The following is a 13,793-nucleotide window of genomic DNA, read 5'->3' as shown; positions in this document are numbered from 1 at the left end:
TTTCCGGTCAGGACAGGACAAGGGCGGCGCCGCGCTCCCCGATCATCAGGCTCGTGGCATTGGTGTTGGCGGAGGTGATCTGCGGCATCACCGACGCGTCGATCACGCGCAATTTGTCGACACCGCGAACGCGCAATTGCGGATCAAGCACCGATTGGTCGTCGCTTCCCATTCGGCAGGTGCCGACGCAGTGAAACACCGTACCACCGGTGGTGCGCGCGAAATCCCACAGGCCGGCGTCGCTGTCGACGGCTTCGCCGGGGACCATTTCGATATCCCAAAGCTGTCGAAAGGATTTCTGCCGGTAGATTGCCCGCAACATCTTGAGTCCGCTGACCATCGTTTTTCGATCGATTTCCGCCGCAAAGTAGTTCGGCTCGATAAGCGGCTGATCGAACGGATCGGTCGAACGGATCGCCAGCCGGCCGCGCGATTGCCCATGGCATTGCCACACCGACGCGGTAAATCCCGAATAGTGGTGCAAGGGGTCGCCGGGCTTGTCGACCGACAGCGGCATCACGTTGAATTGCACATCGGGACGTCCGCCGACCGCGTGCTCGGTGCATGCCGCGCCGCCGACCTGCCCGGCGCCGACGGTCAATGGCCCGCTGCCATTAAGCATCCATTGCAGACCCATCTTTGCGAGTTCGACGGGGTTTCTGACCTGGTCGTTGAGCGAGATTTTCTCCTTCAGCCGGACAATCAGGCGCGCCTGATAGTGGTCCTGCAGGTTGCGTCCGACTTCAGGGGCATCGGCGATCACGGGAATGCCGAGATCCCGCAGCAAGCCAGCAGGGCCGATGCCCGAGAGCTGCAATATTTGCGGCGACTGCAGCGCGCCGGCCGACAGGATGACTTCGCGGTCGGCGGAGGCCATGGCAATCTTCCCGTCCTTGACCCACTCGACGCCGGAGGCCGCACTTCCCTTGAACACGACCTTGCTGACCTGCGCGCCGGTCACGATGGTCAGGTTCGGGCGATCGGCAACCGGCTGCAAGAAGGCCGACGCGGAGCTGGAACGCCAGTGCCGGCCAATGCCTAGTTGATAACTGCCGACGCCCAGGGTCGTCTCTGCGTTGAAGTCGGGATTGCGCGGCAGTCCGAACTCGACGCCGGCATCGACCCATGCTGCTGAAGCGCGGTTGTCGTTGCGCAACTCCGACACCTCGAATTCGCCGAAGCCGCCATGATACTGGCTGTCACCACCCCGGTAGCGTTCGTAGCGGCGGAAATACGGCAGCACGTCGCGATAGCTCCACCCGGTCGCACCGAGCCGTTCCCAATCGTCGAAATCCTCATGCTGACCGCGGATGAAGATCAGACCGTTGATCGACGATGACCCACCGATCACGCGGCCACGCGGCCAGATAATCGCCCGCCCGCCAGTGCCTTCGCACGGCTCGGTCCGGAAAAGACGCGAGAAACGCTCATTATAGATCGTGCGGTAGTAACCGACCGGGAGTTTGAGCCAGAAATTCCGGTCCGACCCGCCGGCCTCCAACAGCAAAACACGGCACGAAGGGGCAGCCGACAAGCGATTTGCGACCACGCAACCGGCCGAGCCCGCGCCGACAATGATATACTCATACCCCTGCGCAGCCATGTCACGCGGTCCGGTACTGTGTGATCGACGACAGTTCCGGCTCGATCCCGAGCCCCGGGCTGTCGTTCAACGTGATGGCGCCGTCGCGCACGTCAGCGACGGGACCGCAGAAACCCTCGCGTAGCGGATTGTCATTGGCATCGACCTCGAGCAGGCCATCGCCGCCAACACCCGGCAAGCAGGTGTGCCGATGCCAGCAAGCCAATGCCACCGCCGAGATAATGCGGACAAAAGATCTTGCCCGAACCGATGATGTCGCGCGCAATGCCGGTGCACGCACTGAGCCCGCCCCATTTTGCGATATCGGGCTGAACCACCCGCAACACGTCGTCCCCGAGCGCCTGCGCAAACCCGGCTGGGCTTGCGATGTTTTCGCCGGCCGCAAGCGGCACGCTGATGCGTTCACGCAAGCGTTGCCACTCCTGCCACGGCCGGTCGGCGCGGATCGGCTCCTCGAGCCAGGTCAGATTGTATTTGGCCAGCCGAGGGCCAAGCTCCAGCGCCTGCTCGATCGACCAGCCCTGGTTGACGTCTGCGGCCAGCATGCCATCGCCAACGAGATCACGAAGCGCAGCCAGATTGGCATCGTCGGCCGCGGGCTCGAAGCCGATCTTCAGCTTCAACCCACGATGCCCCCGTCGCAAGGCGGCCTCGGCCATTTGCCGCGATCCGGTCGGGTTGATTCCGCTGGCATAGACCTTGACCTGACGGCGTTGCCCGCCGAGCAACTTCCACAATGCCGTCTGGCGCCGCCGCGCGTAAAGGTCCCAGATCGCGAGGTCGATGCCCGCGATCGCCTGCGCGAACGGGCCCGGCTCGCCCGATTGCAGCGCGAGTACCGCGGTATCCTGCGTCAGCTTTTCGAAGATCGTTTGGGGTTGGCTGGCCACAAACCCGATGATTGCCGGCGCCAATACTTCGTTGACGAGCCGGGTGCGGTGCTCGGCGCCGCTCGATGGAAAATTCGACCAGACCTCGCCCCAGCCGACATGGCCGTCCTCATCCTCGACGCGAACGAACACGACGGGACGATTGAGCATCTTGCCGAACGACGTCACGACCGGCGTCGATAGTGGATAGCGAAAGCAGAACGCTTGAACGCTGTGAACGATGAATGTCGCCGATGCCATGTCTGGAGATCCGAGCTGACGCCTCTTGTATGGTCATCCTATTTATAATATGACCTGATCAAGATCAACTGCAAACGCCGCTGGAAACGTCGAATGGAAGGCAGTGTCACAAGACGCTTTTTGTTGGGACTTGCGCCGTGGGTCGGCGCTGTCCTGCTGTGGTATGCCGTGCGCTGGAGCGGGTTCGTCAACGCATCCCTGATCCCCGCCCCGCATCAGGTTGCGGCGAAATTCTTCGAACTGCTGACACGGGAGAACTTGCTGCTCGACATCTACACGTCGACGCGCCGGGTATTCCTGGGCGTCATTCTCGGCATCACGGTCGCGGTGCCCGTTGGCTTCCTGCTCGGCTGGTACCGGCCTGCACGCACCTTCGCCGATCCGATGATCAACTTCTTCCGCGCGCTGCCGCCGATCGCGCTAATCCCGCTGGTTATCGTCTATTTCGGGGTCGACGAGGTCGCCAAGCTGGTCATCCTGTTCTACGCCGCGTTCTTCTCGGGCGTGATCGTGATGTATGAAGGCGTGTCGCAGATCACGCCCCTTTACATCCGCGTCGCGCAGACGCTGGGGGCCCATGAGTTCGAAATCTTTCGCAAGGTCATCATCCCCCTGACGGTGCCGCATATCCTGACCGCGCTGCGCGTCGCACTGGGCGTTGCCTGGGCAACGCTGGTCGCCTCCGAACTGATAGCTGCGCAACGGGGGCTTGGTGCGATGATCCAGAATGCCTCCACCTATTTCCTGCTCGACGTGATTTATGTCGGAATCATCTGCATCGGCTTGATCGCGCTGATCATGGACCTGATCCTGCGCAAGATCAGCGCCCGCCTGTTGGTATGGCAGGAACGGGCCGTCGCATGACCGACACCATCAAGCGCGCCCGGTTCGACCATGTTTCGCTGACCTTCGAGACGCCGAAGGGCAGCCTCAAGGTGGTCGAGGACGTCTCCTACGACATCAATGACGGTGATTTCATCGCCGTCATCGGACCTTCCGGGTGCGGCAAGACCACGATGATGAGCATGTTGGCCGGCTTTCAGAAGCCCACGACCGGCAAGGTTCTGTTCGACGGCCATCCGGTCGAGGGACCGGGGCCGGAACGGGGCGTGATCTTCCAGGAGTACGGCGTATTCCCGTGGCTGACGGTAAGGCAGAACATCGGTTTCGGGCTGCAATTGAAGGCCAACCGCGTCGCCGCCTCCGAGCGTGACGCGATCTGCAACCATTATCTCGAACTGATGGGGCTGGCGGACTTCGCCAATTCCTACCCAAAGCATCTGTCCGGCGGGATGCGGCAGCGGCTGGCAATCGCGCGCGCCTACGCGGTGAAGCCGCAATTCCTCCTGATGGACGAGCCGTTCGGCGCGCTCGACGCGCAGACGCGGGCCAATATGCAGAATTTGTTGCTCAAGGTGCTCGCCACCGAGGGCAAGACCGTCATGCTGATCACGCATTCGGTGGAGGAAGCAATCTACCTTGCTTCCCGCATCGTGGTGGTGACCGCGCGCCCCGCACGCATCAAGGAGATCATCGACATCCCGTTTGCCTATCCGCGCGATGAATCGCTGCAGGAACGACCCGAGTTCGGCGAGTTGAGAAGCCATATCCGGGAACTCGTAATGAACGAATACCGGGCGCAGCAGGCGCAAATGCGGCCAGCTTCATTTTCGGAATAATCAACAAACAAGCGGAGGAGAGACGCCATGGATCGACGACAATTCCTGACCACGACCGCCGGAATAGCTCTCGGCGGATTTGCGGCTGCCGCGCCCGCGATCGCCCAGGCGAAGACCAAGGTCCGTGTCGGCTATCTCCACACGGTCGCCGTCGACGGCCAGATCTGGACCGGCATGGACCGCGGGACCTTCGACGAGCAGGGCCTCGATCTCGAACTGCGCCAGTTCAACACCGGCCTCGAAATCTTTCAGGCCCTGATCGGCGGCAGCCTCGACGTGCTGGCAACCGGCGCCGTGCTGTCGAACTTCCCCGCGCGCGGCCAAGGCAAGGTGTTCCTCATCAACGACATCGAGGTGGCGACGGCGCAGCTCTGGGTGCGCTCCGATCAGGGCATCAAGTCGTTCGACGACCTGAAAGGCAAGCGGATCGCCACGGCGACCGGGACCACGGCGCATGTCTTCCTCGACAAGGCCCTGCGCGCCAACAAGATCGACCCGAAGGAGGTCGAACTCGTCAACCAGACCATGCCGGCGGCCGTCACGGCGTTCATTTCCGGCGCCGTTCCTGCCGTAGCGCTCTGGGTGCCGTTCAACGTGACGGTCCGCGACAAGGTGCCGGGCGCCGTCAAGCTGGCGGACGCTTCCGCCTATTATCCCCAGGCCGCGATCATCGGCGGCTGGGCGGCCGCCAACGACTATTACGAACCAAACAAGGAAACCCTCGGCAAGCTGATCAGGGGGTGGGCGGAAGCGAACGACTACATCCTAGCGAACAGTGCGGAGGCCATGGAAAAGCTGCAGAAGGCGCATTACAGCCAGACGCCGCTCGCCGACATCAACGAGTCGTTCAAGGCCCAGAAGATGTTCACCTCGCGCGAGTGGAAGCAGTATTATTCGGACGGCACGGTCACCAACTGGCTGCAGCAGTCGACCGACTTCTTCATGGCCAATGCCGGCGTCAAGGATTTCACGCCGGCAAGCAAGTACTTCGATCCCAGTCTCTATCTCAAGACGATTACCTGACAGGTCGCGCTCAGCAGGCAGGCAACGCTGACCGACGGCCGGGCTTGGGAGCAGCCCGGACGATAGGGCCGCCATAGCACTCCAATGCGTTTGCGCGTCAGGTGAGTTAAAGGGCAAGCGTCCAGCGGAAACCACGCCACTCCCCTTGCGGCATACGAAAGAGGTCAGCGCCCCGCCTGCCCCTCCGCGCTAAGCATCAGTCAGTGCTTAGTTCTATTACGCAGTAATTCATCCAGAGCTGCGAAATGCTTTTGGATGAGCTTCAACCAGCGCATCTCTTCCGGTGCCGCCCAGTCGATGGACGAAAGCGTTTTCCCCTCATTGATCCACGCAAGCAAATCCGTAAGTTCGAAGAACTCCCGCGTCTCTTCGACCGTCAAGCCGATCAGGACACGGTTGCCATCATCATCCAAGACATAATTTTTGTCGCCAATAAGCACAGCCTCGTCATACCGCACCTCGAAGACGGGGCAACGCTTCCATAGATTTAACCTCACCTGTAAAGGTTACGCAGCGCCGGGATTGCGCCCGGTGCTTGCCCCCGCGGCTCGGAGCGCGCGCGGCGGATCTACATCAAGCTTAACGCGCAAGCCTAACGAGCGAGTTTGATTGCGTCGGATCAAAGCAGAATGTAGCCCGGCAGGTGGTCCCCTCGCGGGATATCAAAGAGGTCAGCGCCTCGCGCCTGTTTCCCGTCTTCGAGGACGCAACGGCTTCCGGCTCTGCGAGGCGCGCCGCTACGTCCTGGGGCGGCCCTATCAATTGATTGGCTTGCGGAGCTTCTTGAGGATTTCCCGTTGGTCGTTGGCGTACTCTTCGGCGGCCTGCCGTGCCTGGTCGGTGCGCCACGGCTTGTCTTTTGATTCGTCTGCCGGGGGCGGCGGATGCTTCTGTCCCATGACTATAGGAACGGACTGGGCTCGCTCCGGTTTCAAACAAATTTGGTCAGGCTCCCGGCGGGTCTTTTCAACTGAATTGCAGTTCGGTATCTGCACGGGAAAAAGCTTCCTGTTTGGAACGCGCGCCGGAGGCGAACAGCTTCCGGCCGCCTCACGCGTTTTCCAGATCATCTCCGCAAGATGGCGAGAGCCTCGCGGTAGAGACTGCAGGCGGAAATTGCCAGTCCACCGAACACCAGAAAAATCGCGAAACGATGATAATCGTCGCCATTAAGCGGCGAGAACTCAAACTGCGGCGGTAGAAATCCCCACCAAACGATAGGAATAGCGATCGCGGCAACAGAGGTGCCCGCCGGAGCGCCCGCCAAAAGACTTACTACGATGATCGCCACGAAGAAGGTCGCGAAGTACAGCGTAACGCCAAACGTGGCGATCGCCTCCTGGACGATGCTCGCGGCGATGGTCGCCAGCAAGGCCACCACAAAGGCTTCCGAAGACCACGGTCTGAGCCTGAGAAGAAAATCTGTGCTTTTGCGCACCGGTGCCCTCCGAATCTTCCTGAAAATTTAGCGGAACGCCCGGTTACGGACAACTCATGGACGTTGCCATTCGAGAGGAAGGATGGATTTCCGGTGGGCCCACCCCTCGCCCCGGTGCCCGTAGCCATGCCCTCGCTGGTCCCCCGGCTTGGGTGCAGTGCACGTAAAGTACGCCCAAGCCCTCGCGAGCGGATTTCGCGGGTCCAGGCTTGCTCTCCGCCGGCGGTTGCCGTTGGGTATGCCAGGCTTTTGCGAGGATTAGTGCGTGCGGCATCCGATCGATATCGCGGTCATGTTTGCGGCCCTTTGGTTGTTGGGATCAATGGTGGTTGATTTTTTGACACCCAAAGAATTGACGTTTTACTTGATCGCTGCAGCAACCGGTCCAGCGGCTATCGGTACCGCGCTTTGCTATTTTCTTCGAATTCCCAAGATCGATTTCGCGATGATACTTGTGTCGCTTTGGCTGGTGGCGTCGATGGCGATCGAATGGATTTCACCAACGCCGTTGCCAGACTTCATGATCGGCGGCGCATTGGCGCCGCCGCTGATCGTCGGCGCAGTGTTGCACTGGCACCGTTATCGATTGAACGAGCGTCGGCGGACCATTGAGGAAAAAATCGAAAGCTGAAGTGGGATGCGCGCACCCAATAGAAATCCAGGTTTGGGGCCGGCCCGCTTTCGACATCGGACAGAACGATGGCGTACGGCTTCATCACGAACCGAATTGCCGTGCCAACTTCATTTTTCCTCTTCCATCGTCACCGCGACATCTGCATTCGCCGAGAGCCTAACCCTGTTGCCCTCCACTTCGGCAACCAAGCCTTTGTCGATGAAGTGATGATGGCCCTTATGAGAGCCCTCGCCACTGTCCTTTTTCGTCAGCTTGATGCGACCGCCTTCGACCTTGTCGACGGTACCGACATGAACGCCGTCGGCGCCGATGACTTCCATGTGCTCTTTGATCTCGGTCATTGGATACCCTCTGTGAGGGAGAGTAACTCCCTAGAACGTCAAACGTTCACCGAACGACCGACTGCCTGGTACGCCAGCCACCATGCGAGTGACCTCAAAAACTCACCAAGCCGATAAGCCGGGTTTGACTTCGCGTATTCTGAGATAGCGCGGTGCGATCCCTATCCCGCTTCCCTGGACAACTCCGCCGTCCGCGCCGCGGGGGTTGCGTTTTTGAAACCCTCATCGAACGAGGCCGCCCGCCAGCAAATAGGAACGAATTGCAATCCGATCGATTGAATCCGGGACTTACGTGAAGTTCACGGCGGCCGGCACGGATTCCTTTGCCTGCCCCCGTGCCGGATCTTTCAAGGATGGTTCGATTTGAGGCTTCTCAGGTGCAACGGGCCACAATGCCCACGCGAGAATCAGCGCGTTCGCGATCAGCCAAATCTGCAAGCAAGCCATAATTCCCACGTGAGCCCCTTCACGTATCGGCGACAGCTTTGAGTTGTCTTGATTTGGGGCGATTCTGTGCGCGTGCGGCGCGAAAAGAACCGGAATTTGCACCCGTAAGATCCCGGATATTTCGCGCGTTTCGTACCTCGCAAGTGACATAGCGCGCCCATCGCGAGCAGACCGCCGCATTTCCGTTCGTTTTGCGCCGCAGCGACACCCCAGAAAAGTCTAGAAAGCGAACGACTTTGGGCGATCCCTTATGCTCGCATAATTAGTCCATGCAGCTCTTGTGGCGCGATCTTTAAACTTAGATTTTGGAATTTGCGCAAATGCGAATGAAATCTATCGCCCCGCCCTCGCCGAAACGAAAGCTGAATCTTTCAGCGAAGCCAGTCAGGCCGTTCCCGAACCTCGCAAAGCAAATGGCCGAAGTGCAAGCGCTCCGCGAAAAAGTTCGCAAAGTAGAAGCGCGGATCGCGAGATCTATAAACTAAACGCCTTACGCGGCCACCCGATCAATTCGAAAGTCGTCGATCCGCTTACCAGTTTTCAACTGCGCAGTAAGCCAGCGCGGCTGTTTACCTCGTCCGGCCCAGGTTTCCGATGGGTGATCGGGATTCCGAAACTTTGGGAAAACTTTTGGGTACCGCCGGCGCGCTCCCGATGGTTCGTTTTGCCTGCTGAGACCAACGCAATTGAGTTGTTTCAATCGAAGCTCAAGCGCCTCTCTCTCAGCAATCAACCTTGCCGCAAGGTCAGCGGCAATTCTTTCGTGAAGCGCCCATAGTTCGTCGATGGACATTGCGTTCAAAGTGCTTCGTGTCACGACAGTCCTCATCATGATTGATTAGAACATACCAGTTAATCGTTGTTTTAAATCGTGCGCAGACTAAGGCGATTCAATAGCGCAAATTTGATTACGCGCGACTAATTGTGTTCTTGTGTTCTATGCAGGCAGTATTTTACCGAATGGATATTGTCCCGCTGATCGCGTTTGCAGGCTTGGGCCAAGCGTACCGCAATTGGGCGCCTATCCCCTATCCTCGCACTCGCCGATGTAACGGCTGTACGCCCTGTGGATCGCGGTGGACAGCGGGGACAAAATTAAGACCACAATTGCAAATTTCCGAACTGGGGCGCTCACGATTAGCGGTGCACCTTGGAGGTCCGATATGGTTCGTCCCAGCGATTTAGCGGTGCGAGTTTCTGACGCGCAGCTCCGAGATACATTTCGGCTGCCCATTGATGCGGCTCGCCGCAAAGCACGCGAGATTATCGATCAGAACCCGCGGGATGGCTTAACACCAACCATTGAGAATTGGAGGCAACTTCCCGACGGTCAGATTGAATTTGCAATACGGTACTTTTCGGCGGATTGAATGAAGTAATTAATTGCAACCAGGGCATTAGCGCATAGCCGGCTAATACTTGGAAGCCAGGCTTTCAGTCGATCCCCTTCAGCGCGAAGGCCGTCAATCTGCAACTCGTCACGGTGCGCGATGAAGCCGGCCACGCACGCTTCATCGTCGAACGTATCCTGGAGGGCCGCGAGTCCGGAACGCTTCTCAAGGAGCAGGCCGTGCTGTTTCGGACATCGAGCCACAGCGGTCCGCTCGAAATCGAACTGACGTGTCGGAACACCCCATTCGTAAAATTCGTTGGACTGGAGTTTCTCGACGCCGCTCACATCAAGGACATGCTGGCGTTGCTGCGTTTCGCCGAAAATCCGCGCGATCGCGTCGTCGGGTTTCGCCTTCTGCATCTGCTGCCCGGTATCGGATCCGCAACCGCGCAGCGCGTGCTCAACCGCATGGCCGAGGCCGCCGACCCGATCGCGGTGCTCGCGAACATACCGGTGCCACCGCGCACCGGCAGCGACTGGAAAGCCTTCGTCGAAACTATGGACAATCTCCGATATTCCGAATGGCCCGTTGATCTGGAGCGCGCGCGCCTTTGGTACGAACCGCACCTCGACCGCATCCATGAGGACGCGGAAACGCGACTGGCAGACCTGATCCAGCTAGAGCAGATCGCTTCAGGATATTCTTCGCGGGAACGCTTCTTGCGACGGCCGGAAGCTGCTCACGCTGAAGGACGCGGCCGACTACGTCACGAAGCATTGACTAAGCGTGCGTCGATTACGTCCGGAATCAAAAAGGGCCGCATTCGCGCGACCCCTGCCGGTCAAATTTGTTCGGAATGAAATCCAGCCCCGGCAAGAGCCAGCATACAGTTTTCCACAGGATTGAGGATTCCGTAGAAACACGGTAGAGCGCTTTGGCGTTATCCAACGTCTCCTTGCCCACCAACACCGTAGGGGCTGTTCAGGAAGTAACGCCGCAACTGAGCTGTGCAATCGACGGATGACACAATCTCTGAAAATGGCAGTCCTCGGTTTTGGACTGATCTGTTCGACAGAAGTGCAGGCAAGATGTGCTTGCCAGTGCATCAACGGATGGATGCAGTCCGTTTGTTCGAGTCCTGGCGATACGGTTCCGGCAGTCTGCCCAATGACGGCGTGTTCGATGACGGGCCCTACAGTCCTTCCAGTCCAACCTCCGCAACTTCCACGGCCCGGGACGGCTGTGTGTTCGCAGCAGCAAGGGCGCATCGTGTGTCGTTAAGGAGCCAAACAGGTTCGCCGACGGCCCGCCGGCATGAACCGGCGAACGCGGGGCCTCTCGATACCGTGAACTGACTTCGCCGCGACGGTTCCGAAGAAACCGTCCTGCAGCCATTTTCCGGTTTGAACGAAGACGCCCGGAAACAATCTCCTGCCATTGTGTGCGTGTGACGGGCTCAAGAGGCGCTTTGCTTCTCAGCGCGTTCCTCCCAAGACTTGGGCCGCCGAACGCCGGCGGCCCTTTTTTGCGACCGGAGCTGTCGTCGGTCACGTGCTCTGCCATGTTTCTCCCATTCTCACGTTGGAGCCCGCCCTGTCAGGAGCGCGGGACCGAAGCCATGCTCCTTAGGCCACCGAGCGGAGCGTTAAGGTTGTTCCCTACAATTTTAAAAGGTTAATCGGCCTTACTTTTAAAGATCGCTCGACGGTCTAATCTGCGCCGATTACTGCCCCGGTTATTTAATTTTTTGGGGATGGTCTGATGTTTGAACGTCGAGCCCTGGAACGCATTGCAATCAACCAGCCCGCGCTCCTTTCCGTTGATGGTATTCGCGGCTGTTATCCCTGCCTGGTGGTGAACTGTCACCGCGACGGAGCCATGCTTCATTCACCGACGCATCACACTGCGGCCTTCAAATTCGCTCTGTCATTAGATGGCTTCAAAACGACAGAGCGCTGCCGCGTGGTGTGGCGCAACGGAAATACCTGCGGCGTCAAATTTTTAAGCCCCCCTGAATGATGCCTAAAAAGGCGGAAGCTCGGAACGCGCGAGCGCGGCCAGCCGCGGTCAGTGCGTAAGGCATGACTGATCGTGTAGTCCCATCGCCTCCCTTGCGCGCGTTGCAACGGTGAGCGCGTCGGTCCTCCAGCAATCGGAGTCTACTTCGCCGAGACAGAAATAGAATCCATAAAAGCGGGTCACGCGGCATTCTGGATGAAACGGAATAATGATTTCGTGATCTTCATACCAACCGTCGATCAGGTGATAACCGAGCTGCTCCAAAGAACCGATCAGTTCCAGGTGATTCTGGATACGGTATGGAACGAAATGCCTGACCACGTTCTGCAGCGTAAAGAACGTCTGTTCTTCAATCAGGGGAACGCGGTTCACAAAGACATGTTTTGGTAACCGCCGCAGGTATCGTAGATATATGGGCAAGTCATGCTCGAAGTATTGCATGGCGCCGCAGGTAATTACGATGTCCGCATCCGCGCCGGCGATCTCGGATGTGAAATGGAGCCCCGGCACTTCAAGGGTTTTCCTCATCTGCTGCCCAAATGCGACTGTCTGCGGCAACTCCCAGACGGTCCATTGAACATCGTTTGAGAGATTGATGAATTGCCGGTAGTAAAGAATTCAGAGCCTGCATTGCCGCCGAGATTGAGGATCTTCCAGCCAAAACAGGATCGGATAATCGCGGCGCCGAATGTGCGTCGTTTCCGCGATAATTTCCGGCGCCACGATGACGTCGCCGTAACCGGTGTCAGCAATCCTTGCAGCAGCCAAGTGGGCCTCATCAAAGGAACGAAAGACCCCGCGGCAAGCCGTGGTCTGCCGGAAGAACGTATAGTGATAGCGATAAAGATCCGAGACTAAAGGTGTTGATCGCACGATACTCCGCATCAGCTCGGATACTCGAACATTACGGTACATCGCGTTTTTCTAGATGTTTGTGCCTCTTGCAATTCCTTGGAGGATTCCGACTCCATTCCGGCAAGCATACGTCACGGCAGGATCGGCAGGTCTCGTCGGACTGGTCCTCAACGGTAGCAACCGTCACCGCAAAATAAATCCGCTGCGGCCTCCCAGCCTCAAAGGCAGGGCGGAGATTAGCAACTTTCTGTTTCGGGTAAAAGCGGTAATTCGGTACTACGAGGGCTCTTCGCCAGCATTCCCGATAAAGCATTATTTCAAACGCGACGAACCGGGCCCGAGATTGACGTGACCCCCGTTCCAGCTGGCGCTCGATCTCTCCCTTCTGCGCCCGACGCTCGTGCGCCGTGAGCGCGGGACCGAAGCCGGCGACCCGGAAACTCTAAAGCGGCAGGGATCCTTGTCCCTCAGCCCAATCGATGACCTCGAATAGCATGCCCCGCCTGAGCATTTCGGATTCCAGGTCCGCTGCGTGTTTCTTCCACTCTGGCGTATCGCGGACCTTGAACTTGGGTTCGCCGCCCTGCCGTTCAGCCTCGTCGTCGGCAGCCAAAGCACCACGGACGGCGGCGTACATCATCGTGAGGCTGTCATTCGTGAAAGCCTGAAAATCCATCGACTCACCTGCAAAAAGCCGTCGCAGGTATTCCCGGCGACGGCCCTACTCAATACGCGTGACCCACCAGAAGGTCACCAGGACCGTGGTGGATTGTGGTTAACAAAACAGCAAGGCCGCCGTCGTAAGGTGTATTTACACGCCGGAGGCCGGAATGACCGAATACGTCATCACGGAAGTTGGTCATCATCAATGGCTCGTGTTTGCGGATCGGCAAAGCATTGCTTTTTGCGCCGACGAGACCGAGGCCGTGAAAGCGATGACCGAGCACAGCGCACGCAACCGTCGGTCACGTGAGCCTGCGGACAATTCGCCGGAACAAAGCCCGCCGGCGTGAACCAGCGGGCTTGAATTTCACCCGACTCTTAGATTTTCCGCGGACGTTTTGCCCCGGTTGCTCATTTCTTCATAGCTCACCTTCGCACCCTCATTGAGGCTGCTCAGGCCGGCCTTCTCAACGGCTGAAATGTGCACGAAGACATCCTTGCCGCCGTTGTCCGGCTGGATAAATCCGTACCCCTTGGTTGCGTTAAACCACTTCACTGTCCCTATCGCCACTTCAGTATCTCCCGCGAATGAAAAAGGTGGAATTCTAACACGCGCGATTCGTCGGC

At 58.7% G+C, this 13,793-nt stretch carries 18 protein-coding genes and 1 pseudogene; 7 read left to right on the top strand and 12 right to left on the bottom strand.

All coding sequences use genetic code 11. The features are described 5' to 3' along the window. Nucleotides 1-7: 7 nt before the first annotated feature. Genes V1283_RS15505 through V1283_RS15495 form a run of 3 tightly spaced genes read right to left on the bottom strand, consistent with a single transcriptional unit; the run spans nt 8 to nt 2,733 of the window. Entirely contained in the window at nt 8-1,603 is a 1,596-nt protein-coding gene (locus V1283_RS15505) for a GMC family oxidoreductase (protein ID WP_334387333.1), read from the bottom strand. Between the two features lies 1 nt (nt 1,604). After that, entirely contained in the window at nt 1,605-1,781 is a 177-nt protein-coding gene (locus V1283_RS15500) for a hypothetical protein (protein ID WP_334387332.1), read from the bottom strand. After that, complete coding sequence (locus V1283_RS15495; RefSeq protein ID WP_334387331.1) at nt 1,735-2,733, bottom strand: mandelate racemase/muconate lactonizing enzyme family protein; 999 nt, start codon at nt 2,731-2,733, stop codon at nt 1,735-1,737. Before V1283_RS15495 ends, V1283_RS15500 begins: the two co-directional genes overlap by 47 nt. A gap of 93 nt (nt 2,734-2,826) precedes the next feature. Here V1283_RS15495 and V1283_RS15490 point away from each other — a divergent pair, with 93 nt between their 5' ends. Genes V1283_RS15490 through V1283_RS15480 form a run of 3 tightly spaced genes read left to right on the top strand, consistent with a single transcriptional unit; the run spans nt 2,827 to nt 5,435 of the window. Next, nucleotides 2,827-3,597, top strand: a complete 771-nt coding sequence (locus V1283_RS15490; RefSeq protein WP_334387330.1) for an ABC transporter permease — start codon at nt 2,827-2,829, stop codon at nt 3,595-3,597. After that, a complete protein-coding gene (locus tag V1283_RS15485; RefSeq protein WP_334387329.1) occupies nt 3,594-4,412 on the top strand; it encodes an ABC transporter ATP-binding protein in 819 nt (272 codons plus the stop codon). The genes V1283_RS15490 and V1283_RS15485 overlap by 4 nt, the downstream gene beginning before the upstream one ends. Nucleotides 4,413-4,439: 27 nt before the next feature. Further along, the gene (locus V1283_RS15480) at nt 4,440-5,435 is read left to right on the top strand and encodes an ABC transporter substrate-binding protein (RefSeq protein ID WP_334387328.1); all 996 of its coding nucleotides are present in this window, start codon (nt 4,440-4,442) and stop codon (nt 5,433-5,435) included. Between the two features lie 200 nt (nt 5,436-5,635). On the opposite strand, the gene V1283_RS15475 is transcribed toward V1283_RS15480, so the two are convergent. The 3 genes from V1283_RS15475 to V1283_RS15465 form a co-directional block, all read right to left on the bottom strand. Beyond that, entirely contained in the window at nt 5,636-5,875 is a 240-nt protein-coding gene (locus V1283_RS15475) for a hypothetical protein (protein WP_334387327.1), read from the bottom strand. A 318-nt stretch (nt 5,876-6,193) separates the two neighbouring features. Next, nucleotides 6,194-6,430, bottom strand: coding sequence for a hypothetical protein (locus V1283_RS15470; RefSeq protein WP_334387326.1), 237 nt, complete (start codon nt 6,428-6,430; stop codon nt 6,194-6,196). A 71-nt stretch (nt 6,431-6,501) separates the two neighbouring features. After that, nucleotides 6,502-6,873 (bottom strand): DUF4118 domain-containing protein, encoded by a 372-nt coding sequence (locus V1283_RS15465; protein WP_334387325.1) that lies wholly within the window; start codon nt 6,871-6,873, stop codon nt 6,502-6,504. Nucleotides 6,874-7,138: 265 nt separating this feature from the next. Here V1283_RS15465 and V1283_RS15460 point away from each other — a divergent pair, with 265 nt between their 5' ends. After that, the gene (locus V1283_RS15460; protein ID WP_334387324.1) at nt 7,139-7,504 is read left to right on the top strand and encodes a hypothetical protein; all 366 of its coding nucleotides are present in this window, start codon (nt 7,139-7,141) and stop codon (nt 7,502-7,504) included. A 110-nt stretch (nt 7,505-7,614) separates the two neighbouring features. Here V1283_RS15460 and V1283_RS15455 read toward each other — a convergent pair whose 3' ends face one another. Both V1283_RS15455 and V1283_RS15450 read right to left on the bottom strand, forming a co-directional pair. Next, a complete protein-coding gene (locus V1283_RS15455; RefSeq protein WP_334387323.1) occupies nt 7,615-7,848 on the bottom strand; it encodes a DUF2171 domain-containing protein in 234 nt (77 codons plus the stop codon). Nucleotides 7,849-8,785: 937 nt separating this feature from the next. Then, the gene (locus V1283_RS15450; protein ID WP_334387322.1) at nt 8,786-9,088 is read right to left on the bottom strand and encodes an H-NS histone family protein; all 303 of its coding nucleotides are present in this window, start codon (nt 9,086-9,088) and stop codon (nt 8,786-8,788) included. Nucleotides 9,089-9,766: 678 nt separating this feature from the next. Between V1283_RS15450 and V1283_RS15445 the strand changes: the two are divergent. Both V1283_RS15445 and V1283_RS15440 read left to right on the top strand, forming a co-directional pair. Further along, nucleotides 9,767-10,352, top strand: a pseudogene (locus V1283_RS15445) (3'-5' exonuclease); the annotation flags it as partial. Nucleotides 10,353-11,390: 1,038 nt separating this feature from the next. After that, nucleotides 11,391-11,648 carry a PilZ domain-containing protein gene (locus V1283_RS15440; protein WP_334387321.1) on the top strand — a complete coding sequence of 86 codons (258 nt, stop codon included), beginning with the start codon at nt 11,391-11,393 and terminating at the stop codon, nt 11,646-11,648. Between the two features lie 48 nt (nt 11,649-11,696). Here the strand turns inward: V1283_RS15440 and V1283_RS15435 are convergent, their stop codons facing one another. From V1283_RS15435 to V1283_RS15425, 3 genes are all read right to left on the bottom strand, one after another. Further along, entirely contained in the window at nt 11,697-12,245 is a 549-nt protein-coding gene (locus V1283_RS15435) for a methyltransferase, TIGR04325 family (protein ID WP_334393079.1), read from the bottom strand. Between the two features lie 21 nt (nt 12,246-12,266). Continuing rightward, entirely contained in the window at nt 12,267-12,563 is a 297-nt protein-coding gene (locus tag V1283_RS15430; protein WP_334387320.1) for a hypothetical protein, read from the bottom strand. A gap of 382 nt (nt 12,564-12,945) precedes the next feature. Next, complete coding sequence (locus V1283_RS15425; protein WP_334387319.1) at nt 12,946-13,179, bottom strand: hypothetical protein; 234 nt, start codon at nt 13,177-13,179, stop codon at nt 12,946-12,948. A 154-nt stretch (nt 13,180-13,333) separates the two neighbouring features. Between V1283_RS15425 and V1283_RS15420 the strand changes: the two genes are divergently transcribed. Further along, complete coding sequence (locus V1283_RS15420) at nt 13,334-13,516, top strand: hypothetical protein (RefSeq protein WP_334387318.1); 183 nt, start codon at nt 13,334-13,336, stop codon at nt 13,514-13,516. A gap of 17 nt (nt 13,517-13,533) precedes the next feature. Here the strand turns inward: V1283_RS15420 and V1283_RS15415 are convergent, their stop codons facing one another. Beyond that, nucleotides 13,534-13,737, bottom strand: coding sequence for a cold-shock protein (locus tag V1283_RS15415; protein WP_334387317.1), 204 nt, complete (start codon nt 13,735-13,737; stop codon nt 13,534-13,536). Between the last annotated feature and the right edge of the window lie 56 nt (nt 13,738-13,793).

The organism is Bradyrhizobium sp. AZCC 2262, from assembly GCF_036924535.1.
In the GTDB taxonomy this organism is placed as follows: Bacteria; Pseudomonadota; Alphaproteobacteria; order Rhizobiales; family Xanthobacteraceae; genus Bradyrhizobium.
The sequence above is the reverse complement of the archived record's forward strand: the minus strand, read 5'-3'. Positions and strand labels throughout refer to the sequence as shown.

Coding starts and splice junctions, on each gene's coding strand:
- V1283_RS15505 (WP_334387333.1), bottom strand. CDS start 1,603: ATGGCTGCGCAGGGGTATGAGTATATCATTGTCGGCGCGGGCTCGGCC.
- V1283_RS15495 (WP_334387331.1), bottom strand. CDS start 2,733: ATGGCATCGGCGACATTCATCGTTCACAGCGTTCAAGCGTTCTGCTTT.
- V1283_RS15490 (WP_334387330.1), top strand. CDS start 2,827: ATGGAAGGCAGTGTCACAAGACGCTTTTTGTTGGGACTTGCGCCGTGG.
- V1283_RS15485 (WP_334387329.1), top strand. CDS start 3,594: ATGACCGACACCATCAAGCGCGCCCGGTTCGACCATGTTTCGCTGACC.
- V1283_RS15480 (WP_334387328.1), top strand. CDS start 4,440: ATGGATCGACGACAATTCCTGACCACGACCGCCGGAATAGCTCTCGGC.
- V1283_RS15455 (WP_334387323.1), bottom strand. CDS start 7,848: ATGACCGAGATCAAAGAGCACATGGAAGTCATCGGCGCCGACGGCGTT.
- V1283_RS15450 (WP_334387322.1), bottom strand. CDS start 9,088: ATGTCCATCGACGAACTATGGGCGCTTCACGAAAGAATTGCCGCTGAC.
- V1283_RS15440 (WP_334387321.1), top strand. CDS start 11,391: ATGTTTGAACGTCGAGCCCTGGAACGCATTGCAATCAACCAGCCCGCG.
- V1283_RS15430 (WP_334387320.1), bottom strand. CDS start 12,563: ATGTACCGTAATGTTCGAGTATCCGAGCTGATGCGGAGTATCGTGCGA.
- V1283_RS15425 (WP_334387319.1), bottom strand. CDS start 13,179: ATGGATTTTCAGGCTTTCACGAATGACAGCCTCACGATGATGTACGCC.
- V1283_RS15420 (WP_334387318.1), top strand. CDS start 13,334: ATGACCGAATACGTCATCACGGAAGTTGGTCATCATCAATGGCTCGTG.